The sequence below is a fragment of the Atlantibacter sp. RC6 genome, assembly GCF_014193285.1.
Taxonomy (GTDB): domain Bacteria; phylum Pseudomonadota; class Gammaproteobacteria; order Enterobacterales; family Enterobacteriaceae; genus Atlantibacter.
In genome coordinates, this window is the sequence record NZ_JACHZE010000001.1 from 151375 (window position 1) to 174046 (window position 22672).

A 22672-nucleotide genomic window follows, 5' to 3' on the forward strand; every position below is an offset into this window, starting at 1 on the left:
CGCCTTGTTACTATTCAAGCCTGTGATAGCGGTTGTTGCAAGTGGCGAACGCTAATCTGTGACAACGTCACGCATAGCGAGCAAGAAATTATTGCATTAGACCGATTGGTCTACTACAGTAAGCGCCATGAACAAGATAGCTGAACACGATACCCGCGAACACATCCTTGCTACCGGCGAGCAGCTTTGCCTGCACCGGGGCTTTGTGGGGATGGGATTGAGCGAGTTGCTAAAAACCGCTGAAGTGCCGAAGGGCTCGTTCTACCACTACTTCCGTTCAAAAGAAGCGTTTGGTGTGGCGATGCTCGAGCGCTATTACATGGCCTATCATCAGCGCCTGACCCAGCATTTTTCCGCACCTGGCGCCAGCGCCCGCGAAAAACTACTGGCGCACTATCAGCAAACGCTTCAGCAGTTTTGCCAGCACGATCGGATTAACGGTTGCCTGACGGTGAAGCTGTCTGCCGAGGTGTGCGATTTATCGGAAGATATGCGCGTCGCGCTCGATCGCGGCGCGGCGAAAATTATCACCCTGCTGGCGGAAAGCCTGGCGCAGGGGGTTAAGGAAGGCAGCCTGAGGTTAACCGATGATGCCGTTTCCACCGCTAACGTGCTTTACGCCCTGTGGCTGGGCGCCAGCCTACAGGCCAAAATTACCCGCAGCGCCCTGCCGTTAGAAAGCGCGCTGGCGCATGTAAAAGCCTTACTCTCAGCACCTGAGTAACAGGTGCTTTTTATTTCGAACATTACAAGACGACCGGTCTACTCAGGAGTGTTTATGTCATCAGAGAAACTGTTTACCCCGCTCAAAGTGGGTGCTGTCACTGTGCCGAACCGTGTATTTATGGCTCCGCTGACCCGTCTGCGCAGCATTGAGCCGGGCGATATCCCAACCGCCATGATGGTGGAATATTATCGCCAGCGCGCCAGCTCCGGTCTGATTATCAGCGAAGCGACCCAGATTTCCGCCCAGGCTAAAGGCTACGCGGGCGCGCCGGGCCTGCACAGCGATGAACAAATCGCCGCCTGGAAAAAAATTACCGCAGCGGTTCACGAACGTGATGGCCGCATTGCAGTACAACTGTGGCACACAGGCCGTATTTCTCATGCCAGCCTGCAACCGGGCGGCGAAGCGCCGGTCGCGCCGTCGGCGATCCGTGCAGAAACCCGTACTTCGCTGCGCGATGAACAGGGCCACGCCATCCGCGTCGATACCTCTACTCCGCGCGCGCTGGAAACTGAAGAGATTTCCGGGATCGTTAATGATTTCCGCCAGGCGGTACTTAACGCCCGCGAAGCCGGATTCGATCTGGTGGAACTGCACGCCGCCCACGGCTACCTGCTGCACCAGTTTCTCTCCCCTGCGTCCAACCAGCGTACCGACGCCTACGGCGGCAGCATCGAAAACCGCACCCGTCTGGTGCTTGAAGTGGTGGATTCGGTCAGCGACGCCTGGGCATCCGATCGCATCGGCATTCGCATTTCGCCATTGGGCCCGTTCAATGGCCTCGACAACGGCGAAGACCAGGAAGAAGCCGCGCTGTACCTGATCGGCGAACTGGCGAAGCGCAATCTGGCTTACCTGCATATTTCCGAACCTGACTGGGCGGGCGGTAAGCCTTACTCTGACGAATTCCGCGCCAAAGTGCGCCAGCAATACCCGGGCGTCATCATCGGGGCCGGTGCCTACACGGCGGAAAAAGCGGAAGATCTGATTACCAAAGGCTATATCGACGCCGTGGCGTTTGGCCGCGTCTATATCGCCAACCCGGACCTGGTAGAACGTCTGCAACGCAAAGCGCAACTGAATGCTCAGAAACCGGAGCTGTTCTACGGCGGCGGCGCGGAAGGCTATATCGACTACCCCACGCTGTGATGGGAATTGATAGCGGCGACATATCGCCGCTATACTCAAATTCCCTTAATGGTTAAAAACTTACAGATAACGAGGATGTTATGCGTTTACTTCACACCATGTTACGCGTTGGCGATTTGCAACGTTCCATCGATTTCTACACCAAAGTGCTGGGCATGACCCTGCTGCGCACCAGCGAAAACGAAGAGTACAAATACTCTCTGGCGTTCGTGGGCTACGGTCCGGAAAGTGAAGAAGCCGTTATCGAGCTGACTTACAACTGGGGTGTGGACAGCTATGAACTCGGCACCGCGTACGGCCATATCGCGTTAAGCGTGGATAACGCGGCGCAAGCCTGCGAACGCATTCGCGCCAACGGCGGCAACGTCACCCGTGAAGCGGGCCCGGTCAAAGGCGGCACCACGGTTATCGCCTTCGTGGAAGATCCGGACGGCTACAAAATCGAGCTGATTGAAGCCAAAGACGCCGGCAAAGGCCTCGGCAACTGATAACCTGGTGGGCGCTAACTGCGCCCGCCCTGCTGCAACTCCCGCCTTTTTTTGCCATAATACGCGCTGCTTTTCATTCCCCAACATAGAGACGCTGATGTCCGACAACGCTCAACTTACCGGTCTGTGCGACCGTTTTCGTGGTTTTTATCCCGTCGTGATTGATGTGGAAACTGCCGGATTCAACGCTAAAACTGACGCCCTGCTGGAAATCGCCGCCGTCACGCTCAAAATGGATGAGCAGGGTTGGCTTGGTATCGACGAAACGCTGCATTTCCACGTCGAACCTTTCGAAGGCGCGAATTTACAACCCGAAGCCCTGGCCTTTAACGGCATCGATCCCCATAACCCGCTGCGCGGCGCGGTCAGCGAATACGACGCCCTGCACGCTATCTTTAAAATGGTGCGTAAAGGCATTAAAGATCGCGGCTGTAACCGGGCGATTATGGTGGCGCATAATGCCACGTTCGATCACGGTTTTTTGATGGCGGCGGCGGAACGCGCTTCGCTGAAACGCAACCCGTTCCACCCGTTCGTGACCTTTGATACCGCGGCGCTAAGCGGCCTGGCATTAGGGCAAACGGTGCTTGCGAAAGCCTGTCTAGCGGCGGGTATTGCGTTTGACAGCACCCAGGCGCACTCCGCGCTGTATGACACCGAACAAACGGCGCGGCTGTTTTGCGAAATCGTCAACCGCTGGAAGCGTCTGGGCGGCTGGCCGTTGCCGCCGTTACAGGCCGATGAATAAACAAAAAAAGCGACCCAGGGTCGCTTTTTTAATGGCTGCGCGAATTACTCCGCGTCAGATTCTTTATGCTTTTCAGCCGTTTCTTTGATCAGCTGTTGCAATTCGCCGCGCTGGTACATCTCGATAATGATATCGCAGCCGCCAACCAATTCACCGTCTACCCACAGCTGCGGGAAAGTCGGCCAGTTCGCGTATTTCGGCAGCTCGGCGCGGATGTCCGGGTTCTGCAGAATATCAACGTAAGCAAAACGTTCGCCGCAAGCGGACAGCGCCTGCACGGCCTGAGCGGAGAAACCGCAGCTTGGCAGCTTCGGAGAGCCTTTCATGTACAGCAGGATCGGGTTTTCAGCGATTTGGCGTTCAATTTTTTCGATGGTGGTGCTCATTGTCTTGCTTCCTCAAGCTTCTCAGGCAAACAGCCTGTATTTTACTGGCTATCAGGGAACCGTGTAAATCTGGAAGATAAAACGCAACAGTCCCGGTAAACATGTGGCAAGAATAACATTTTCACCACGTAAAACCTTACTCTTTCACTCAACTATTGTGCAAAAAACCATCATGCAATTCGCCGGTTGGTTATTTTATTTGCGCACGGTTCCAAAACAACGTTTTGAGATAATAACTCTCTTACCTTAGAGCAATTTTATAGATTAGAATCGACGGGTTTTTGGAAATCACACGTTGGCATGATTGTCAGCTTAGTTCAGGGGAACGCTCAGTGGCGCGGATGAATAAAGTTTCGCTTACGCTTTGTGCTCTGTTTTTCACTTCTTTAACCTTTACGCCATTCACTCAGGCGTCGGAGCATGCACGCCCATCGGCCGTGCATAAGCAAATCACCAAAACCAAAACCAGCAGCAAAAAGACCACCACCAGCAAGACCACAGTAAAAAAGAAAAGCCCACAAGCATCAGCTGTAAAAACCGCAAAAACGAACACCGCTAAAAAAAGCACCTCCGGCAAAAAAACCGCCGCCTCTTCTAAAACCGTAGCCAAAAGCCGCCGGGTTTCTCAACCCGTCACTGCCGCTGCGGATGTCATTAAAAAGACCTGCACCAAATCCCGTAAAACCGGCAAAAAACAGTGCGTGACGGCAAAAACCGGCAAGCCAACCAGTATCGCCGAAGCGCATAAAATCCGGGTGCAGAAAGCGCAGCAAACCGCCATGACCAAGCTGATGGGGCAGATCGGCAAACCCTACCGCTGGGGCGGCTCTTCACCGCGTACCGGTTTCGATTGCAGCGGGCTGATTTATTATGCCTATAAAGATCTGGTGAAGTTCCGCATTCCGCGCACCGCCAATGAGATGTACCACCTGCGCGATGCGGCGCCGGTTAACGTTGCTGAGCTGGAAAGCGGCGATCTGGTGTTCTTCCGCACTCAGGGGCGCGGCACCGCCGATCACGTGGGCGTGTACGTCGGTAACGGGAAATTTATCCAGTCCCCGCGCTCCGGTCGCGATATTGAAATCACCTCTCTTAGCGAAGATTACTGGCAGCGTCACTACGTCGGCGCACGCCGCGTAATGACGTCGAAAACCATTCGTTAATCCGTTACCTGCCTGGCTGCCAGGCAGGTAACTTCATCTTTTGCTTACCCTTTTGATTTGCTACCCTATAGCCACACTAAATTTGTGGAATTTAGTGAATCATAATAAGGAGTGAAGCAATGTCGTTCGAATTACCTGCATTACCGTATGCCAAAGAGGCCCTTGCACCGCACATCTCCGCTGAAACGCTGGAGTATCACTACGGGAAGCATCATCAGACCTACGTCACTAACCTGAATAACCTGATCAAAGGCACCGCGTTTGAAGGCAAATCGCTGGAAGAGATCGTGCGCAGCTCGGAAGGCGGTGTGTTCAATAACGCCGCCCAGGTGTGGAACCACACCTTCTACTGGCACTGCCTGGCGCCCAACGCGGGCGGCGAGCCGACCGGCGCGCTGGCGGAGGCCATTAATAAGGCGTTTGGCAGTTTCGCGGAGTTTAAAGCGCAGTTTACCGATGCCGCGATTAAGAACTTCGGTTCCGGCTGGACCTGGCTTGTGAAAAAACCTGACGGCGCGTTGGCGATTGTTTCAACCTCCAACGCCGGCACCCCGCTGACCAGCGACGCTAAACCGCTGCTGACGGTGGACGTGTGGGAACACGCGTATTACATCGACTACCGTAACGCCCGTCCGCAGTACCTGGAGCATTTCTGGGCGCTGGTAAACTGGGCGTTTGCGGCGAAAAACTTCGCCGCGTAAGTCCGTATCACGGAGAAGGTCGCCCTTCTCCGTTTTTTATTCCGCCGCGCACAGCGTTTCGCGTTCGCGTCGGGAAGAGAGCACCACCAGCGCCAGGCCGACAGCCGCTATCATCGCCCCCATCACCGGCACCATACTGAACCCTAAGCCCGCCTGGATCACCGCGCCGCCCGCCGCCGCGCCCAGGGCATTGCCCAGGTTAAACGCGCCGATATTCACCGAAGAAGAGAGCCCCGGCGCTTCGCTGGCTACGCGCATCACGCGCATCTGCAGCGGCGGGACCACGGCAAAGGTCGCCGCGCCCCACACGACCATGCTTAGCGCTGCGCCAAATTCACTGCGCGCCAGCCACGGAATAGCGGCCATAATCACGATCAACAGCAGCAAAAAGCCTTTCAGGGTGCCCGTTACGGATTTATCCGCCAGGCGGCCGCCCAACCAGTTACCGAGGGAGAAACCGACGCCAATCAACACCAGCATTGCGGTAACAAACAGCGGCGTGGCGTGGGTGACGTGCTGCAACACCGGGGAAATATAGGTATACAGCGTAAACATCGCCCCCGCACCCAGCACCGTGGTTAACAGGGCGCTGACTACTTGCGGGCGCATCAGCACCGACAACTCTTTCTTCACGTCCGGGCGCTCGCCCGCGCCGCCTTTCGGCAGCGAGAACCCCAGGCTTATCATCGAAATCACGCCAAGCCCTGCCGTCGCCAGGAACGACATCCGCCAGCCGATGGTTTCGCCAAGCCAGGTCGCCGCCGGCACGCCGCCGATATTGGCGATAGTCAGGCCCATAAACATGGTGGCGACCGCGCTGGCCTGTTTATGCTTCGGCACCACGCTTGCCGCCACCACGGAGCCCAGGCCGAAGAAGGCGCCATGGTTCAGGCTGGTGATAATGCGTGACACCATCAGGGTGGTGTAATCCGGCGCGATAGCGGAAAGCACATTGCCGAGGGTGAATATCGCCATCAGGAAAATCAACGCGCTGCGCCGTGCGCGATGCGACAACAGCAGGGTCATTAGTGGCGCGCCGACCATTACGCCTACCGCATAGGCGCTGATCAGCATCCCGGCGGCGGGGATCGACACGTCAACCCCTTTTGCGATCACCGGCAGCAGCCCCATCGGTGAAAATTCTGTTGTACCGATCCCAAACGCGCCGATTGCCAGCGCCAGCAGCGGATAGTTTATTTTCATGCGTGAATTCCAGAAGTCGTGTCGCTTTACAACGCTCTACGTCGGGCGACCTGTCAGAAAAAAGAAGCAAAGAGTGACATCTGTCACATCAGAAAGGAAGTCACCATTCTGGCAAAAGATTTTTGCACGGTTGTGAATAATGGAGGCGGCTGCTCAGAAAGGAAATCAAACACCAAAAAATAGCGATTTTCTGGTGTTTGTTAATGCCAAACGCGGTAAAAATGCAATTTTGTTTAGTTCAGTACCGCAACTAAACCGGTTGCCACAATCAATCCCAGCACGATAACGGTCGTCACCAGAGAAAATTTTAGGTCTGTGCTCATTTTTGCTCTCCTTGTTACCCACATTAAAAGTGTGTGCAGATCATTTTTGCATAAATTCAGACAAAATTACCACGGGATTTAAACTGATATGCGTTTTGCCTCTTCCCCTTTTGCGCAAGATCAGACAAAATCCGTCGCTACCTTATTTTTCACCAGCCATTGACCCCCTCCTTTTGATGTCGCACTCACCCGACATAATGCAACCGAAATGTTGCGGACCGAGGTTGGCATAGGCAAACGTTTAACCTGTGATAAACAGGGGCTCGGAGAGGGTCTGGAGTAACAAGAATGGCAACAATAAAAGATGTCGCTAAACGCGCAAACGTTTCCACTACAACTGTGTCGCATGTTATTAACAAAACCCGCTTTGTTGCGGAAGAAACGCGCAATGCAGTCTGGGCAGCGATAAAGGAATTACATTATTCCCCAAGCGCCGTGGCACGCAGCTTAAAAGTTAACCACACCAAATCCATCGGTCTGCTGGCCACCAGCAGCGAAGCGCCCTATTTTGCGGAAATCATTGAAGCCGTAGAAAATAGCTGTTTCAGCAAAGGCTATACCCTGATCCTCGGCAACGCCCACAATAATCAGGAAAAACAGCGTGCTTACCTGTCGATGATGGCGCAAAAGCGCGTCGACGGTTTACTGGTGATGTGCTCCGAATACCCGGAATCGCTGCTGTCGATGCTGGAAGAGTACCGCCATATCCCTATGGTGGTGATGGACTGGGGTGAAGCCAAAGCCGACTTCACCGACTCGGTGATCGACAATGCTTTCCAGGGCGGTTACATGGCCGGGCGTTACCTGATTGAACGTGGTCACCGCGAAATTGGTGTTATCCCCGGCCCGCTGGAGCGCAACACCGGCGCGGGCCGTCTGTCCGGTTTCCTGAAAGCGCTGGAAGAAGTGCAAATCACCGTACCGGAAAACTGGATTGTGCAGGGCGATTTCGAACCAGAATCCGGCTATCGCGCCATGCAGCAAATCCTTTCCCAGCATCCACGCCCCAGCGCGGTGTTCTGTGGCGGTGACGTGATGGCGATGGGCGCGATTTGCGCCGCTGATGAGATGGGCCTGCGGGTGCCGCAGGATATTTCGGTGATCGGTTATGACAATGTGCGCAACGCGCGCTACTTCAGCCCGGCGCTGACCACTATTCACCAGCCGAAGGATTCGCTGGGCGAAACCGCGTTTAATATGCTGCTCGATCGCATCGTCAACAAGCGCGAAGAGTCGCAAACCATCGAAGTGCATCCGCGCCTGATTGAACGCCGTTCCGTGGCGGACGGCCCGTTCCGCGACTACCGCCGTTAATCTTCCCGGAGCCGGTTATTCCGGCTCCATTAACCACTCCCGGTTCAGCGTTTCGCTGTCTCCCAGATAATCCAGCAACCACAACAGCGCCGGCGACGTATCGGTCTGTTTCCAGGTCAGGCAGCACGGCGAATCCGGGAAGGGATCGTCCAGTTGCAGTTTTTTCCAGCGCCCGGCGACCACCGGGTCGTGAGCCACGTGCGCAGGCACCATTCCCACACATAAGCCATTGTTGAGGCACTCCACCGCTGTCGCCCAGTCCGGCACCACCACGCGGCGCTGATTATCCAAAAGCCAGGTGGTGCGCTTGGGCAGCGAGCGCGAGGTATCTTCCAGCACCAGCGACGGCCACTGGCGCAATTGATCATCGCTGAGCGGCGTGTTTTGCTTCGCCAGCGGATGATCGGCGCTCACCACGCACTGCCAGCTTAGCGGCCCCATATCGCGAAAGGCGAATCGCCCGCCTACCGGTATCGCCTGGGTCGCCCCTATCGCCAGCTCGACGCGCCCGTCCGATAACGCATCCCACACCCCGTTGAACACCTCCTGGGCGACAATCAACTCCACGTCGTCGAAATGGCGATAGAAATCGAGGATTAACTGCCGGGTGCGCGCCGGTTTGACGATGTTGTCGACGGCAATAGAAAGCTGCCCGCGCCAGCCGTTGGCGATCTGCTGGCACTGCTGGCGGGTCACCATCATTTTTCTGATAACAGAACGGCCTTCCTTCAAAAACCACGCGCCGGCGGGCGTCAGCTCTACTTCCCGGTGGCGGCGGATAAATAGCGGAACCGCCAGCCATTCTTCCAGTTGCTTAACGGTATAGCTCACCGCAGACGGCACCCGGTGCAGTTCCTGCGCTGCCGCGCTGAAACTGCCGTTACGTGCAACCGCATCAACCACTTCGAGAGAATATTCAGACCACATCTTCTGCCTGCAAAAATTTTGAAAGGAACGTGCAAATATTACCGTTTCACAAGCTCGATTGCACTTTTGTACACTCCTGCGTCCGTAGTTTGGGTTATCAGATCAAAAAAGAAGAGAATTACCATGCGTCCTTCACGAGGTTTTTTAGTCTGGCTGGCGGGGTTAAGCGTACTGGGCTTCCTGGCCACCGATATGTATTTACCGGCATTCGCCGCCATTCAACAGGATCTGGGCACTGAGGCATCCGCCGTCAGCGCCAGCCTGAGCTTGTTCCTCGCCGGGTTTGCCGTTGCGCAACTGGCCTGGGGGCCATTGTCCGACCGCTATGGCCGTAAGCCGATTCTGCTGGCCGGGCTGAGCATTTTCGCCGTGGGTTGCCTCGGGATGCTGTGGGTGGATAACGCCGCCATGCTGCTGGCGCTGCGCTTTGTCCAGGCGGTGGGCGTTTGTGCTGCCGCAGTGACCTGGCAGGCGCTGGTGACCGATTATTATCCCGCGACCCGCACTAACCGCATTTTCGCCACCATCATGCCGCTGGTGGCCCTGTCGCCTGCCCTCGCCCCGCTGCTGGGCAGCTGGCTGCTGCACCATTTCGACTGGAAAGTGATTTTCCTGGTGCTGTTCGCGGTGACTCTGGCGCTGATGATCCCGGCGCTGCGCCTGAAGCCGCGCAGCCAGGCGCAGCATGCCGACGCGCCGTCGCTCAGCTTTATGACCCTGCTGCGTTCAAAGACCTACAGCGGCAATGTGCTGATCTACGCAGGCTGTTCCGCCAGCTTCTTCGCCTGGCTGACCGGCTCGCCGTTTATCCTTAATGATATGGGCTATGGCCCGACGGCTATCGGCCTGAGCTATGTGCCGCAAACTATCGCCTTTCTGATTGGCGGTTACGGCTGTCGCAGCGCGCTGAAAAAATGGCATGGCCCGCAGATGCTGCCGTGGCTGCTGATCCTGTTTGCCCTGAGCGTAGTGGGCACCTGGGGCGCGGGACTGATGCCGAACCCCAGCCTGACGCTGATCCTGATCCCGTTCTGCCTGATGGCGGCGGTCAACGGCGCGATTTATCCTGTTGTGGTGGCCTCTGCGCTTCAGCCTTTCCCGCAGGCCACAGGCCGCGCCGCCGCGCTGCAAAATACGTTACAGCTCGGATTGTGCTTCCTGTCCAGCCTGGCCGTTTCCTGGTTGGTGTCTGCCGCGCCGTTGCTCTCGACCACCAGCGTGATGTTGTCCACCGTGCTCGTCGTCGCCCTTGGCTACCGGATGCAGGCCACTGACAGCGTAACGGCCCGGTTAAACCAGCCTACGTCCTCATCGCAAAGCGCCTGATCCGCTTCAGCATTTTAATTAGACTGCTAATTATTTTTTATTGAACCCCCGTTGGGTGAGTTCTATACTGATTGGCAGTCTTTTAAAAATAAAAGTAGCAACGGATTTTCATTTGGCACCATGGATGGCCTTTACGGTAAGGGCCTTCTCCCTTCCTCTGTTCTCGTCGGATTTCAGGCTCGCGGCATCGTTCGCGAAATTTCTCGCCGCCCTGGCGTCAGGGTGATGTTCACCGCACAGTGATGGAGAAGCTATGAGTTCATCGTGTATAGAAGAAGTCGGATTACGGGACAACCAGTGGTTCCGCATCGTCAATGACCTGCTGAGCAAAGCGGGTGTCGCCATTAATGGCCCTTCCCCCGCCGACCTTCAGGTCAAAAACCCCGATTTTTATAAACGCGTCTTGCAACAGGGATCGCTCGGTCTGGGCGAAAGCTATATGGACGGCTGGTGGGAGTGCGAACGGCTGGACCAGTTTTTTACTAACGTGATTAAAGCGGGGCTGGAGAACCAGTTGCCGACCCACTTTAAGGATACCTTACGGGTATTGGGCGCGCGTCTTTTCAACCTCCAGACGCAAAAGCGCGCCTGGATGGTGGGCAAAGAGCACTACGATTTAGGCAACGATCTGTTCAGCCGCATGCTGGACGGGCAGATGCAGTACTCCTGCGGCTACTGGAAGACGGCTGACAATCTCGCCGACGCCCAGCGCGATAAGCTGCGGCTGGTATGTGAAAAACTCCAGCTGGCGCCGGGCATGCGCATTTTGGATATCGGCTGCGGCTGGGGCGGGCTGGCGGAGTTCGCCGCGCGGGAATACGGCGTGTCGGTCACCGGAGTAACCATCTCCGCCGAGCAGCAGAAAATGGCGCAAGCCCGTTGCCAGGGGCTGGATGTCACTATCCTGTTGCAGGATTATCGCGACCTTAACGATCGTTTTGACCGCATTGTCTCTGTGGGCATGTTTGAACACGTCGGCCCGAAAAACTACGCCACCTATTTTGACGTGGTGAACCGCAATCTGGCGGCGGACGGGATTTTCTTGTTGCATACCATCGGCTCGCGCAAAACCGATAACAACGTCGATCCGTGGATTAATAAGTATATTTTCCCCAACGGCTGCCTGCCCTCAATGCGCCATATCGTTGATGCCAGCGCAAACCATTTTGTGATGGAAGACTGGCATAATTTTGGCGCGGATTACGATAAGACGCTGATGGCCTGGCATGCGCGGTTTATGGAGGCGTGGCCGACGCTTGCGGGCCATTATTCCGAGCGTTTCAAACGGATGTTCAGCTATTACCTCAACGCCTGCGCCGGGGCGTTTCGCGCCCGGGATCTGCAACTCTGGCAGGTGGTGTTCAGCCGGGGCATCGAAAACGGTTTGCGCGTGGCGCGCTAAGCACAACCCCGGTAAAACCGGGGTTTTTCGCCTTACGCGTCGGGAAGATTAAGCGCCGCTTCGCGCGCTGCCAGCACGCGTTCAACGGTATCCACCACCGCCTGGGTTTGCGGGTCGATCTCAATATTGACCCGCTGGCCGAGTTTTTTATTTCCCAGCGTCGTGCGCTGAAGCGTCTCGGGAATTAAATAGACGCAGAAGCGGGAAGCGGTCACTTCCCCCACCGTCAGGCTAATACCGTCAATGCCAATAAACCCTTTGTGCAGAATATACTTCATCAGGGTGGCATCCTGCGGTTTAAACCAGATTTGACGGTTATTTTCCGAGGTTAATATTTTTGAGACTTCCGCGGTGGTCATAATATGGCCGGACATCAAATGCCCGCCAATTTCATCGCTGAATTTCGCGGCGCGTTCAATATTTACCAGATCCCCCACCGCCAGCTCACCGAGGTTAGTGATGCGCAGGGTTTCTTTCATTAAATCAAAGCTTACCTGGTTGCCGTCAATATGGGTTACTGTCAGGCAACAGCCGTTGTGCGCCACCGAGGCGCCGGTTTCGAGGCCCGGCAGCAGCGACGGCGGTAATTCCACCACATGGGTACGGAAATTCGGTTTTTCATCGATGGCGATAATTTTCGCCACGCCCTGGACAATACCGGTAAACATAAGGCTAACTCCTGAATAACAGCAAACTGGCAAGGCGCCAGTCACACGATGCATGCACAATAACAGTTGGAAATTGCGCTTGCCAGTAGGTTACACAATTCACTGGCTTAATAATGAACTCCCGCTACAATAGTCTGACTATTCCCCTGCAACCTCTTCTTGCTGCCACCGTTGGCGGCTTTTTGTTTTTCATATAACAACAATATAAAAGGTGTTCTCGTGCAGAAGTATTTTGTCGAAGCGCGTCAGTTATTAGCTCTGGCGATCCCGGTGATCCTCGCGCAAATCGCCCAAACCTCAATGGGATTCGTCGATACGGTGATGGCCGGTGGTTACAGCGCCACCGATATGGCCGCCGTCGCCATTGGCACCTCGGTGTGGCTGCCTGCCATTCTGTTCGGTCACGGCCTGCTGCTGGCCCTCACGCCGGTTATCGCCCAGCTTAACGGCTCCGGGCGGCGCGATCGCGTGGCGCATCAAATCCAACAGGGATTCTGGCTGGCGGGCATGGTGTCGCTGTTAGTGATGTTTGTGCTGTGGAATGCCGGTTACATCATCCACGCCATGCACGATATCGATCCGCTGATGGCGGATAAAGCCGTTGGCTATCTGCGGGCGCTGCTGTGGGGGGCGCCGGGCTATCTGTTTTTCCAGGTGATGCGTAACCAGTGCGAAGGGCTGGCGAAAACCAAACCCGGCATGGTGATGGGCTTTATCGGCCTGCTGGTTAACATTCCGGTGAACTATGTTTTTATTTACGGTCATTTCGGGATGCCGGAACTGGGCGGCGTCGGCTGCGGCGTGGCGACGGCGGCGGTGTACTGGGTGATGTTTATCGCCATGCGTTCTTACGTTACCCGCGCCCGTTCGATGCGCGATATCCGTAGCACGTCGGGCTTCCAGAAACCGGACTGGGCCGTGCTCAAGCGCCTGACCCAACTCGGCCTGCCCATCGCGCTGGCGCTGTTTTTCGAAGTCACGCTGTTTGCGGTAGTGGCATTGCTGGTCTCTCCGCTGGGGATTGTCAACGTGGCCGGTCACCAGATTGCGCTGAACTTCAGCTCGCTGATGTTTGTATTGCCGCTGTCGCTGGGCGCGGCGGTGACGATCCGCGTCGGCTATCGGCTGGGCCAGGGCTCGACGCTGGAAGCGCAAACCGCGGCCTGGACCGGGCTGGGCGTCGGGGTCTGCATGGCGGTGTTCACCGCGCTGTTCACGGTGATTTTCCGCGAGCCTATCGCCCTGCTGTATAACGACAATCCGGCGGTTATCGCCCTTGCTACCCAGTTGATGCTGCTGGCTGCCATCTACCAGATTTCCGACTCCATCCAGGTGATCGGCAGCGGTATCCTGCGCGGTTATAAAGATACCCGTTCGATTTTCTTTATCACCTTTACTGCCTACTGGGTGCTGGGATTGCCGAGCGGCTATATTCTGGCGTTGACCGACTGGGTGGTCGAACCGATGGGCCCGGCGGGCTTCTGGATGGGCTTTATTATTGGCCTGACTTCCGCCGCGGTGCTGATGATGCTGCGGATGCGCTTCTTACAGCGCCAGCCGTCGTCGGTGATTTTGCACCGGGCGGCTCGCTAATGCGTAAAGGCACCTTCGGGTGCCTTTTTCGTTTCATAAGGGGTTGATTACTTTCTCCCCGTTTTGCGCAGTTGCGCAGCAATCGCGTGAAATGTGGAAGAAAATTGCCATTTTCCCCTTGCAAGCCACCAGGGCTGCCGCTAATATTCGTCCCCGCTGTCACACAGTAATGCGTTCATAGCTCAGTTGGTTAGAGCACCACCTTGACATGGTGGGGGTCGTTGGTTCGAGTCCAATTGAACGCACCATTCTCTACAATGCGTTCGTAGCTCAGTTGGTTAGAGCACCACCTTGACATGGTGGGGGTCGTTGGTTCGAGTCCAATCGAACGCACCATTTCTGTTTTAGCTCCCGGCGTTAATCCCCGATCCATTTTGTTAGCCAGATATTGCCCGTCCCGCGTCCCTGCACGCGAAAATGACGCCAGAACCAGTGTCGTTTCCATGGCGTTAATATTTCGTCAGTCTGGGCGTACCGCTTGCGCGGCAACGTTCCTATCAGCACCACCTCATCCTGGGCATGGCTTAACAGCTTACGCAGCGATCCCTGGCGCAGCAGATCTCTGCCCTCGCTCACCCAGTATGTCGCTATGCCCTGTCGGTTGACCGTCTCGATTAACACCAGCGTCCCGTCCTCAAGCGTAATAATAACCGGCGTCACCTCACTGCCCCAACTCACGCCATGACGCTTGACGCAGTTCAGCTCCAGACCCATCAACGCCGCCAGTTTTTCGAGCAGGGTATCGCGCCGGGCCAGGTTTTCCACCCGTAACTGCTGGCGGACAGTGGCGATATTTAACGTCAGGCCAAAGGTCGATGCGCTACGCGCCAACAATCTCAGCCAGGACTCAGCCACATTTATGGATATAGTCATCATTTATCCTTGTGGTTAAGGTTTCCAGTCCTTAAGCGACGGCAACGAATAAGGCTTCCCGTCGATTTTCACGATCAGTTGGTCGGTCATGATTTTGCTGATCACCACGTTCTGAGCCAGGCTATCGCCTTCTTTATAGAGATGATTGTTAAGTTTGACGCGGCTTTTACTGCCGTCGGAAGAGTACATATGCTGCTGATATTTGAGATAAGGCAACCGCTGGCGCATGGCGTCTGGGGAGTCGATAGCGCTTTCGTCGCGGCGCTCTTCCACCGTGCGGGTGGCGGATTGCGCTGGTTCATCCATCGCGCCCTGCGGCACCTCCGAATTATATTCCCGGCTCTGCTCGCGTAGCGCCATAGCCAGTTTTTCACGCAGCTTTGCCGAGATCTCATCCGTGCCGCCGTCTGGCGGTGTCATCAGCGAACTCTCCTGAAACGCAGGAAGGTCATTTTCAGGCGGCGTGCTAAGTTGTTTGAGCAAAGGCGAGGTCGCGAACAGCGCATTTTTGAGATCGCTGACCTCGCCCTGCGTCACGGGCAGCGCTTTGGTGGTATAGACATAATGCACGTCGGAGATGAACGTTTCCGGCTGCACGACGTGGATAACCGGCGGTGGCGGCGGGTTGCGCAAATTCCAGTAGAGATGCAGATAACTGCCGCCCACCACGGCGGCAGCACCGCTCAGGCCGAGCCCCAGCAGCAACAGACTATAACGTTTCCATGCAATCGGCCCGCCGGAAAGGCGAACCCCGCGATTGGTTTGCAAACTTTCATACGCAGCGGTACGAATACTGGACATATTCAGCCCCCTATTGTTTGACGGCTACCGCTGCCAGTTCAGTCGCAGCGTCTTGTGGTTTGCTTTCCTGGGTCTGGACTTTTTGCATTTGCTGGGTGTTGGCTGAGGCATCTTTATCGCGGATAAGCCCAGGCGACTCGCCGGAGGCGATAAGCAACCTCATCAGCGTGCTCTCGCCGATTTGCCCGTCGACTTTAATGGCCATTTTGCGCTGGAATTCTTTGATGTTATCCACCAGCGCCGCCGACCATCCGGGGGCGGTGTTTTTTGGCTTCATCAATGCCCGGCTGAGCATTTTATTCAGCCAGGCAATTTCACTGGGATCGCTTTTCGCATCCACTTTGGTATTTCCCTGGGGAGTCAGGCGATACAGCAGGACATAATTCCCGGTGGCGGCGTGTTTGAACCAGTCGCGCGAAACTTGCCAGGTTTTATTACCCATCAGCAAATCCATATCGTTCGGCCCGCTGCGCACCACGCTGGCATAACCTGTGCGATCGCCGACACGCAGTTCAGCAAGCCAGGGATAACCGTTTTTTTCCAGCGTCGAGACGGGGCTCTCTCCGCGCTTGCACTGGAGCTTCGCGCGCCCGGCTTCTTCACAAAACGCTTCTTCAAGCGGGACGTCATAACCCCAAACCCGAAACAGCTGGCGCATCGCGGCGACCGGTTGATCCAGCGCATCCTCGATTTTGTCGAGGGGTTTACTCGCCGGCGCTGGCGGCTGCTGCGCCCAACTGGCGGGTATGGGTAATAGAGGCGACGTATGCGGCAAGACTTGCCAGCCCGTCGCGATAAAAGCGCCCAGCCAAAGCACGCTGGCGGCTATGCCAGGCGTGTAGTGGCGTTTTTCCAGGGTGAGTTCTTTTAGCGCACCCCTCAAGTGGCGCGGTTTGATACGGGCACTCCGTTCAGCAAAGGCGGCCAGCAGCGCCATATCGGCGACTTTGCCGATAAGAGAAAGCTGACCATGGCAACGTGAATAAATCTGGCGAATTTGCCAGTCGGAAAACAGCGACGTTTCCCGGCCATTCCATTGATGTTGATACAAGAACCAACCGCGAACCTCCGGGTAATGAGGCGCGCGAAGGGTGATAGGTGTCGTTATTGCCGCCAGGATGGCGGGTGGTGTTTTTAGCGTTTCTGCGAGCGATTGATTGCCTGCCAACAAAAGGGTGATGTCCGCCCCCCGATCCCGCGCTTTATCGAGGTGCTTACGTAATATACGTTTGTGCACAAGTGTGAAGTTATCCCGAACATGTAAAACCAGCAAATAACGCGGTTCACGGGTAATATTTTCATCTGTGAAACTGAGACAGTCAGCCAATTTTTTGTCGAACTCTTTTGCTGACAGGTTATTATTTACTTCAATCAGAGCCCCTGGTGTTTCACTCTTCATCTGCACTCGGTTTAATAATTCAGAAATAATGATATCATCTTCGCCGAAGAGCCCGATGCTGTCAGAGTCGTTACAGGCATGGGCCAACATAAGTTCAACCCCTGCAAAATAGTTAATATAGCTACGCTGCTTCGAGGCCTGAAACAGAAGCGTTTTGAAAGGTGGTTCGGTGAAGCCGAAATGCGTGAGATACATATTTTCTTTACTCCACACAGGTAATCTGGAATGAATAAATATGAGTTCCCGATCAAAAAACCGATGAAAACTGTTCAACAAACCGTTTTTGCGCCCCACTCTTTTTATTAATAAAAGTTGCGCAACATTTTCATCAGCGAATTAATTATGGACACTTACAGCTATAGAATGAACAAACTGCAATGTCAAGAAACGTTATCTTTTTTGATTATCGATAAATATCAATTAGTTACGTTTAATATCAATTTTATTTTGTTATTTTGCCTTCATTTTTTTAATCATAACAATAACAACATCTACGGCTAACCTCAGATGCTAAAAGATTTTTTTACCAGTGCAACCAGGTTGTGTTACTCATCTCAAAATTAAATAAATTAGCAGGCAAATTAAATTTGTTTATATTCAGGAAAACCCGTGAAATAACTTTTACCTGTAAATAGTAAAGTATTATTTTTATTAAATCAGCGAGATAAAAAATTTGCGGTTATTACGATAATTTATTTCTAGACATTCTAAAAATCTTGAACTAAAAATCTTTACATTCCACTGACACAGCGCCGCCAATATGAACGATAAATTCAGACGGATAACCCTGCTCTGCGTGGGTATGATTTTCTGCGCTTCATCCCCTTCTGCAGCTGACTTTAGTGCCAGTTTCAAAAACACTGACATTCATGAATTTATTGATATCGCCGGAAAGAACCTGAATAAAACGATACTTGTCGACCCTTCCGTTCAGGGAACGATATCCGTGCGAACCTATGATTTATTGACTCAGGAGCAATATTATCAATTTTTTCTCAGCGTGCTGGATTTATATGGATTTACGGCAATACCCATGGATAACGGCATGTTGAAAGTGGTGCGCTCGTCGGTGGCGAAAACGTCGGGCGTGCCGATTGCCGACAGCCAGAACCCAGGTAAAGGCGACGAAATTATTACCCGCGTGGTACAGATGGTGAACGTGCCGGTCAGGGATCTGGCGCCGCTGCTGCGGCAACTCAATGATGCATCCGGTATCGGTAATGTGGTTAATTACGAACCCTCAAACGTCTTACTCCTCACCGGTAAAGCCTCGGTGATTAACCGGCTGGTGGATCTGGTAAAACGGGTTGATGCCTCTGGCGCTCAGCAGCGTGAAACCATTTCGCTGCGCTACGGAACCGCCAAAGAGATTGCCGATATGCTCAACAATCTCACCAACGAAGAGCAAAAAGGCCAGAGCGCGCCTCAGCTTGCTGCCAAAGTGGTGGCGGATAACCGTACCAATACCCTGATTATCAGCGGCCCACAGTCGGCACGCGAGCGCACCCGGCGTCTGATATCACAGCTTGACCGCTACGAAGTCAGCGAAGGCAAAACCCGCGTTTTCTATCTCAAGTACGCCAACGCCACCAAAATCGCCAATGTGCTTAACGGCATCGGCGATAAAATCCAGGGGGATCAAGCCAAAGGCGGCGCACCCGGTAAAGTCCCGGCCGGCCCTGGAGCCAGCGGCGGCGGCAACGATCTCAACATTACCGCCGACGATCAGAACAACGCGCTGGTGATCAGCGCCCAACCTGATGTCATGCAGTCTCTTGAACAGGTGATTGCCCGGCTGGATATACGTCGCGCCCAGGTACTGGTCGAAGCGATTATCGTAGAAGTGCAAAACGGCGAAGGGCTGAACCTGGGTATCCAGTGGATGACCGATCACGGCATATCGCAATTTACCGGCACAGGTATGGGTATCAACCGGGTGAAAATGGGCCTGGATCAGCGTGACATTGATGGCCGCCTGACCACCACCAACCCGCTAACCAGCGTGCTGAACAGCTATAACGGGATTGCTACCGGGTTCTTTAACGGCGATTTTGGTGTGCTGCTCACCGCTATCGCCTCCGACAGCAAAAACGATATCCTCTCAACCCCCAGCGTGGTGACGCTGGATAACAAAGAAGCGTCATTTAACGTCGGCCAGGATGTGCCGGTGCTTTCAGGCTCGCAGGCCAGCACCACCGGGGATAATGTGTTCAATACCGTGGAACGCAAAACTATCGGTACCAAACTCAAAGTCACGCCGCTGATCAATGATGACAACTCGGTCCAGCTCAAAATTGAGCAGGAGGTCTCCAGTGTCGATGCAACGTCAACAAACAGCGCCCTTGGCCCGACCTTTAATACCCGTACCATCAACAATGAAGTGTTAGTCCGCGACGGACAGACCGTGGTACTGGGCGGGCTGGTGGAAGACTTAACCGCCCAAACGGTGCAAAAGGTTCCCCTGCTGGGTGATATCCCTCTGATTGGCCAACTGTTTCGCTACACTAGCAATACCAAGGGCAAACGAAATTTGATGGTGTTTATTCGCCCAACCGTGCTGCGCAACGATGTCGATTACCGCAACTCATCGAGGTCTAAATACAACTATTCCAGAGATGCGCAACTGCATCGTCAGGAAGAGAATAAGCTCGGCATCCTGCCGCCTAACGAGCCTAAAACGCTGCCGCTCTACCCTGAAGGGACCTCGCCCGTCGTGGTGCCGAGTTCAACCGTTGCCCCAACGACCCCGAAAGGTCGTAACCCGTTCCGTAACTGATACCGGGAGCGATTCATGGATACCACCAGTAAAGCCTTCTGCTCCTATGGCTATGCCCGCGAGAACGGTATCGTCATGGCTGACGAACAGATTTATATCCGCGAGCACACGCCCCTGAGCGCGCTGCTGGAAATGCAGCGCATGTTACAGCGCCCGTTTGCGCCGGTGATCCTGACGCCGGAAGCCTTTGATGAGATCCTGGCGCGTATCTGGCAGCAGAGCACCGGCATGTCCCAGCAAATCATGGATGATATGGATGCGGATATCGATCTGATGGCGCTGACCGAGGAGATCCCGGATAACGAGGACTTACTGGAAAACGATGAAAACTCCCCGGTTATCCGGCTGATTAACGCCATTCTTGGCGAAGCGGTAAAAGAAAACGCCTCCGATATCCATATTGAGACCTTTGAGAAAACCCTCAGCATCCGTTTTCGCGTGGATGGGGTGTTGCAATCCATCCTTCAACCGGCTCGCAAGCTGGCCCCGCTGCTGGTGTCGCGTATTAAGGTGATGTCCAAACTGGACATCGCTGAAAAGCGGCTTCCGCAGGATGGTCGTATCTCTCTGCGCATCGGCAAACGCGCCATTGATGTACGCGTATCGACCATTCCGTCGCAGTACGGCGAGCGCGTGGTTATGCGTTTGCTGGATAAATCCAAAATGCAGATGAACCTGACGCAGCTCGGGCTCTCGGAAAACGACCTGCACTATATGCAGGAATTTATCGCCAAACCTCACGGGATCATTCTGGTCACCGGCCCCACCGGTTCCGGGAAAAGTACCACGCTGTACGCGGTGCTCTCCTCCCTCGACCGCAATCAGCGCAACATTCTGACCGTTGAAGATCCGATTGAATATGAGCTGGAAGGCGTTGGGCAAACCCAGGTGAATCCACGCGTAGATATGACCTTCGCCCGCGGCCTGCGCGCCATTTTGCGCCAGGACCCCGATGTGGTGATGGTGGGGGAAATTCGTGACAGCGAGACGGCGCAAATCGCGGTACAGGCCTCGCTGACGGGTCACCTGGTAATGTCAACGCTGCACACCAACAGCGCTACCGGCGCCATTACCCGCCTGCGGGATATGGGGCTGGAGTCGTTCTTGATCGGCTCATCGCTGCTCGGCGTGGTGGCGCAGCGCCTGGTGCGCCGGTTGTGCCAGCACTGTAAACAGCCGGTTGAACTCACCCCGCAGGAGGCCGAAATGTTCGGCTTTTTGCCCCATCCCCCTAAACAGATTTGGGCGGCCAAAGGGTGCGAAAAGTGCCGTAACAACGGTTACGCAGGCCGCGCCGGGATCCATGAACTGCTGGTGATGGATGCCGAACTGCGGCGCGCCATTAATGACAATCAGGATGAAATGACCATGGAGCCGATCCTGCGTAAAAGCACCCGCAGCCTGCGCCAGAACGGGTTACTGAAAGTGGTGCAAGGCATTACGTCGCTGGATGAAGTGCTACGCGTTACCACCACCGGCCAGGGAGACGACGAGTAATGGCCTGGTATGCCTGGCGCGCCACGACGCCGAATGGCAAATCCGAGCGCGGCACGTTGCAGGCCGACACGCCGCGCCAGGTGCGCCAGCATTTACGCGAACTGGGGATGACGCCGGTCAGCATAGAGGAAACCGCGGCGCCGGGAGCCGGTAAAGCCGCGCGGGGGAAAAAGTTCTCCAGCAATTCGCTGGCGCTATTTACCCGGCAACTGGCCACGCTCACCAATGCCGCCCTGCCGCTGGAAAGCGCGTTACGCGTTATCGCCCGGCAAACGGAAGATAAAAAATTCGCCCAGGCGCTGACCTCGGTGCATGAAAAAGTGGTGGAAGGCCATTCGCTCTCCGAAGCGCTGGCAGAGTATCCGCAAACTTTCGACAACTTGTACCGCACCCTGGTGACCGCAGGGGAAAAAACCGGTCATCTGGGCAGCGTGCTGGATAAGTTGGCGGACTATAACGAAATCCGCCAGCAAATGAAGAGCAAATTAACGCAGGCGATGGTTTACCCGATTACCCTCACCATCGTGGCAATTACCGTTATCAGTATTTTGCTGGTTGCCGTTGTGCCGCAGGTGGTCGGTCAATTTGTCCAGATGAAACAGGAGCTGCCGTTTACCACCCGCACGTTAATTGTGGTCAGCGATTTTTTAACGGCCTACGGGCTGTATATTCTGGTGGCGATAGTGGGCGGAATTATTGGTTTTCGATACTGGCTGAAAAAAGGCAATAACCGTATGCGCTATCACCGCTGGCAGGTGAAATCCTCCCCGTTGCAGAAACTGGTGCGGGCCATTAATAGCGCCAGATACATACGCACCCTGAGCATATTACAGGCCAGCGGCGTACCGCTATTAGAGGCGATGATTATTTCGGTGGATGGTCTGGAAAATTTATTTGTCCGCGAACGTTTATTAGAAGCCGCCGATAAAGTTCGCCAGGGCGCAACGCTCAATTCTTCGCTGGAGCAGACGCAACTTTTCCCGCCAATGATGCTGTACATGGTGGCGTCCGGGGAGGAGAGCGGCGAACTGGGCCCGCTGATGGAGCGGGCGGCGGATAACCAGGACAAAGGATTACAGCATCGTATTACCCTGACGCTGGCGATATTCGAGCCGGTGCTGGTGATTACTATGGCAAGCGTCGTGTTATTTATCGTGATGTCGATTCTGCAACCGATATTGCAACTTAACAATATGGTGGGATGAGAA

General features: G+C 54.9%; 21 protein-coding genes and 2 tRNA genes. 15 read left to right on the forward strand and 8 right to left on the reverse strand.

The genetic code is table 11. The features are described 5' to 3' along the window. The first annotated feature begins 127 nt into the window (after positions 1 to 127). From FHW74_RS00685 to rnt, 4 genes are all read left to right on the forward strand, one after another. Entirely contained in the window at positions 128 to 724 is a 597-nt protein-coding gene (locus FHW74_RS00685; RefSeq protein ID WP_183168680.1) for a TetR/AcrR family transcriptional regulator, read from the forward strand. A gap of 54 nt (positions 725 to 778) precedes the next feature. Further along, positions 779 to 1876, forward strand: a complete 1098-nt coding sequence (locus tag FHW74_RS00690) for an alkene reductase (RefSeq protein ID WP_183168681.1) — start codon at positions 779 to 781, stop codon at positions 1874 to 1876. Between the two features lie 80 nt (positions 1877 to 1956). Further along, positions 1957 to 2364: a lactoylglutathione lyase gene (gene gloA / locus FHW74_RS00695; protein ID WP_125293443.1), complete on the forward strand. Its 408-nt coding sequence runs from the start codon at positions 1957 to 1959 to the stop codon at positions 2362 to 2364. A gap of 97 nt (positions 2365 to 2461) precedes the next feature. After that, complete coding sequence (gene rnt / locus FHW74_RS00700; RefSeq protein WP_183168682.1) at positions 2462 to 3112, forward strand: ribonuclease T; 651 nt, start codon at positions 2462 to 2464, stop codon at positions 3110 to 3112. A 44-nt stretch (positions 3113 to 3156) separates the two neighbouring features. On the opposite strand, the gene FHW74_RS00705 is transcribed toward rnt, so the two are convergent. Continuing rightward, positions 3157 to 3498 carry a Grx4 family monothiol glutaredoxin gene (locus FHW74_RS00705; RefSeq protein ID WP_125293445.1) on the reverse strand — a complete coding sequence of 114 codons (342 nt, stop codon included), beginning with the start codon at positions 3496 to 3498 and terminating at the stop codon, positions 3157 to 3159. A gap of 332 nt (positions 3499 to 3830) precedes the next feature. On the opposite strand from FHW74_RS00705, the gene FHW74_RS00710 reads away from it, so the two are divergent. Then, entirely contained in the window at positions 3831 to 4661 is an 831-nt protein-coding gene (locus FHW74_RS00710; RefSeq protein ID WP_183168683.1) for a C40 family peptidase, read from the forward strand. A 119-nt stretch (positions 4662 to 4780) separates the two neighbouring features. Then, positions 4781 to 5362, forward strand: coding sequence for a superoxide dismutase [Fe] (gene sodB / locus FHW74_RS00715; protein ID WP_183168684.1), 582 nt, complete (start codon positions 4781 to 4783; stop codon positions 5360 to 5362). A gap of 36 nt (positions 5363 to 5398) precedes the next feature. Here sodB and FHW74_RS00720 read toward each other — a convergent pair whose 3' ends face one another. After that, the gene (locus tag FHW74_RS00720) at positions 5399 to 6565 is read right to left on the reverse strand and encodes an MFS transporter (protein ID WP_183168685.1); all 1167 of its coding nucleotides are present in this window, start codon (positions 6563 to 6565) and stop codon (positions 5399 to 5401) included. Positions 6566 to 6798: 233 nt separating this feature from the next. Further along, a complete protein-coding gene (locus tag FHW74_RS00725; protein ID WP_125293449.1) occupies positions 6799 to 6888 on the reverse strand; it encodes a YnhF family membrane protein in 90 nt (29 codons plus the stop codon). A 288-nt stretch (positions 6889 to 7176) separates the two neighbouring features. Between FHW74_RS00725 and purR the strand changes: the two genes are divergently transcribed. Next, entirely contained in the window at positions 7177 to 8202 is a 1026-nt protein-coding gene (purR, locus tag FHW74_RS00730; RefSeq protein ID WP_183168686.1) for an HTH-type transcriptional repressor PurR, read from the forward strand. 15 nt (positions 8203 to 8217) lie between these two features. On the opposite strand, the gene punR is transcribed toward purR, so the two are convergent. Next, positions 8218 to 9129, reverse strand: coding sequence for a DNA-binding transcriptional activator PunR (gene punR / locus FHW74_RS00735; protein ID WP_183168687.1), 912 nt, complete (start codon positions 9127 to 9129; stop codon positions 8218 to 8220). A 123-nt stretch (positions 9130 to 9252) separates the two neighbouring features. Between punR and punC the strand changes: the two genes are divergently transcribed. Both punC and cfa read left to right on the forward strand, forming a co-directional pair. Next, a complete protein-coding gene (gene punC / locus FHW74_RS00740) occupies positions 9253 to 10455 on the forward strand; it encodes a purine nucleoside transporter PunC (protein WP_183168688.1) in 1203 nt (400 codons plus the stop codon). Positions 10456 to 10708: 253 nt separating this feature from the next. Next, on the forward strand, positions 10709 to 11857 hold the full coding sequence (cfa, locus tag FHW74_RS00745) for a cyclopropane fatty acyl phospholipid synthase (RefSeq protein WP_183168689.1): 1149 nt from the start codon (positions 10709 to 10711) through the stop codon (positions 11855 to 11857). A 32-nt stretch (positions 11858 to 11889) separates the two neighbouring features. Here cfa and FHW74_RS00750 read toward each other — a convergent pair whose 3' ends face one another. Beyond that, positions 11890 to 12525, reverse strand: coding sequence for a riboflavin synthase subunit alpha (locus FHW74_RS00750; RefSeq protein ID WP_183168690.1), 636 nt, complete (start codon positions 12523 to 12525; stop codon positions 11890 to 11892). A gap of 219 nt (positions 12526 to 12744) precedes the next feature. On the opposite strand from FHW74_RS00750, the gene mdtK reads away from it, so the two are divergent. The 3 genes from mdtK (at position 12745) to FHW74_RS00765 (ending at position 14454) form a co-directional block, all read left to right on the forward strand. Next, positions 12745 to 14118 carry an MdtK family multidrug efflux MATE transporter gene (mdtK, locus tag FHW74_RS00755; RefSeq protein ID WP_183168691.1) on the forward strand — a complete coding sequence of 458 codons (1374 nt, stop codon included), beginning with the start codon at positions 12745 to 12747 and terminating at the stop codon, positions 14116 to 14118. Positions 14119 to 14289: 171 nt separating this feature from the next. Continuing rightward, positions 14290 to 14366: transfer RNA gene (locus FHW74_RS00760), tRNA-Val, on the forward strand. 11 nt (positions 14367 to 14377) lie between these two features. Further along, positions 14378 to 14454: transfer RNA gene (locus tag FHW74_RS00765), tRNA-Val, on the forward strand. A 21-nt stretch (positions 14455 to 14475) separates the two neighbouring features. Here FHW74_RS00765 and FHW74_RS00770 read toward each other — a convergent pair. From FHW74_RS00770 to FHW74_RS22970, 3 genes are read right to left on the reverse strand one after another with little or no spacing between them, the layout of a single operon-like run. Continuing rightward, positions 14476 to 14991, reverse strand: a complete 516-nt coding sequence (locus tag FHW74_RS00770) for a hypothetical protein (protein WP_183168692.1) — start codon at positions 14989 to 14991, stop codon at positions 14476 to 14478. A gap of 15 nt (positions 14992 to 15006) precedes the next feature. Next, positions 15007 to 15792, reverse strand: a complete 786-nt coding sequence (locus tag FHW74_RS00775; RefSeq protein ID WP_183168693.1) for a general secretion pathway protein GspB — start codon at positions 15790 to 15792, stop codon at positions 15007 to 15009. A 10-nt stretch (positions 15793 to 15802) separates the two neighbouring features. Next, complete coding sequence (locus FHW74_RS22970) at positions 15803 to 17029, reverse strand: peptidoglycan-binding protein (RefSeq protein ID WP_183168694.1); 1227 nt, start codon at positions 17027 to 17029, stop codon at positions 15803 to 15805. Positions 17030 to 17951: 922 nt separating this feature from the next. On the opposite strand from FHW74_RS22970, the gene gspD reads away from it, so the two are divergent. The 3 genes from gspD to gspF are packed head-to-tail and all read left to right on the forward strand — an operon-like array spanning position 17952 to position 22669. Further along, positions 17952 to 19967, forward strand: coding sequence for a type II secretion system secretin GspD (gspD, locus tag FHW74_RS00785; protein ID WP_370527944.1), 2016 nt, complete (start codon positions 17952 to 17954; stop codon positions 19965 to 19967). A gap of 15 nt (positions 19968 to 19982) precedes the next feature. Beyond that, positions 19983 to 21464 carry a type II secretion system ATPase GspE gene (gene gspE / locus FHW74_RS00790; RefSeq protein ID WP_183168695.1) on the forward strand — a complete coding sequence of 494 codons (1482 nt, stop codon included), beginning with the start codon at positions 19983 to 19985 and terminating at the stop codon, positions 21462 to 21464. After that, positions 21464 to 22669 carry a type II secretion system inner membrane protein GspF gene (gene gspF, locus FHW74_RS00795; RefSeq protein WP_183168696.1) on the forward strand — a complete coding sequence of 402 codons (1206 nt, stop codon included), beginning with the start codon at positions 21464 to 21466 and terminating at the stop codon, positions 22667 to 22669. Before gspE ends, gspF begins: the two co-directional genes overlap by 1 nt. Positions 22670 to 22672: the final 3 nt, after the last annotated feature.